This window comes from Anaeromassilibacillus sp. D41t1_190614_C2, from assembly GCF_015558525.1.
Classification (GTDB): Bacteria; Bacillota; Clostridia; order Oscillospirales; family Acutalibacteraceae; genus Anaeromassilibacillus; species Anaeromassilibacillus stercoravium.
Map to the genome: position 1 here is coordinate 1 of NZ_JADMOD010000036.1, position 1,537 is coordinate 1,537.

2 protein-coding genes are annotated in these 1,537 nt (G+C 56.4%); both read right to left on the reverse strand.

Going from position 1 to position 1,537, the window contains the following annotated elements:
* Nucleotides 1-43: 43 nt before the first annotated feature.
* On the reverse strand, nucleotides 44-1,087 hold the full coding sequence (locus I2G69_RS13995) for an IS30 family transposase (RefSeq protein ID WP_195560996.1): 1,044 nt from the start codon (nucleotides 1,085-1,087) through the stop codon (nucleotides 44-46).
* Between the two features lie 72 nt (nucleotides 1,088-1,159).
* The gene (locus I2G69_RS14000) at nucleotides 1,160-1,372 is read right to left on the reverse strand and encodes a helix-turn-helix transcriptional regulator (protein WP_195560997.1); all 213 of its coding nucleotides are present in this window, start codon (nucleotides 1,370-1,372) and stop codon (nucleotides 1,160-1,162) included.
* Between the last annotated feature and the right edge of the window lie 165 nt (nucleotides 1,373-1,537).

Below are 1,537 nucleotides of genomic sequence, written 5' to 3' on the forward strand. Positions count from 1 at the left end.
CGCAAAAGTCAAGATTAAATTGTAAAAAACCTGAAAAAACTTTTTAGACCAGGGCGGCCAGGGCTTCGGCGAAGACGTCGTCGGCACAGCGGAAGTCCAGAATCCCGCGCGGGTAGGCGTTCAGCCAGTCTTCGACGGCCTGGATCGCCTTCGCTGTGACCTTCCCGAAGTCAGTCCCCTTCGGGAACCAGCGACGGATCATTCCGTTCGTGTTCTCATTGGTCCCTCGCTCATAGGAAGAATAGGGGTGACAGTAAAAGACGGTCGTCCGCTTCCCTTTGTGCAGACAGGACCGTTCCAGGCCCGCGACGTCCGAAAACTCTGTCCCGTTATCAACTGTTATCGTTTGAAATACTTTGCTGAACAGTTTTCCGTATCTGCGTTCAAGGCGGTCCAGGGCGGCGACGACGCTTCCGGTGGTCTTGTCCTTCATTTTGACCATGATTTCCTTCCGGGCCTTCCGCTCCGTCAGGACCAGAAGGGTTTCCTTCGTCTTCTTCTTGCCTTCGACACAGTCCATTTCCCAGTGTCCGATCTCTGCGCGGTCGTCGATCTCCGGGGACCTCTTTTCTATGCTCCGGCCGGCCGACGGCCTGGCGGCCGCCTTCTTGACCTTCTTGTATTGGCGCTTCTTCATGCCCTGGCGGGGAAGGTGGGCGGCTTCCAGGGTCAGGAACACACCCTTCTTGATGTAGGAATACAGGGTCGCTTCACAGATCGTCGTGTCGAACTGGATTCCCTTGACCTTGATTTCGCCCAGGACGGCGGCCGGGGAATAGCCGTCCTCGACGATCCGGCGTTCAATGTACGCGGCCAGGCGGTGATCCTTGCCTATTTTCAGGCCAGGCCCCTTCGCGGCCAGGTTTTCCCGGTATGCGGCTTCGGCTATGTCCGGGCTATACCGTTCTTCTTCGGTCCAGTCCGAATTTCGGTGGATATACCGGCCCCGTTTCAGTTCGTTGTAAATCGTGTTCCGGTGGACGCCGATTTCGTCGGCGATCTCCTGGACACGCTTCCCGCATTTCAGGAACGATTCGATCCGAAGGCGGTCGTTCCAGGACAGGTGTTTGAATCTGCGCTTCTTCATGTTCCTTCCCCCTATAAAGAAAAACAGCCCCCGCCTTTGCCGTATGGCAAGGGTGGGGGCTTTGCTGTGCTGTCAGATCAGATCGCGCGGGTGGACGCCCAGGAAGTCGGCGATCCGAAGCGCCACAGCCAGGGACGCGGTTTCGATTCCACGTTCCCCGCTGTCGAACTTCTGGATCGTCCGAATGTTGACGCCGGTTCCTTTCGCCAGGGCGGCCTGTGTCAGCCCCCGTTCACAGCGCAAACGCGCGATTGTCGTTTCGCTCTTTGTGCTTCCGGATTTCATGTGAATCGCCGCCTTTCTCTGTTCTGCCTTTATATTACGCCTTTTAGGCCGTAATGTCAAGTAAAAAATAAGGCCCACGGAAGGGCGTTCCGTGGGTCTATTCTTCTTCCGGTTCAAGTAGTTCTTCAATAGGGACTTGAAGGACGGTCGCGAAGGCGCGAAGTT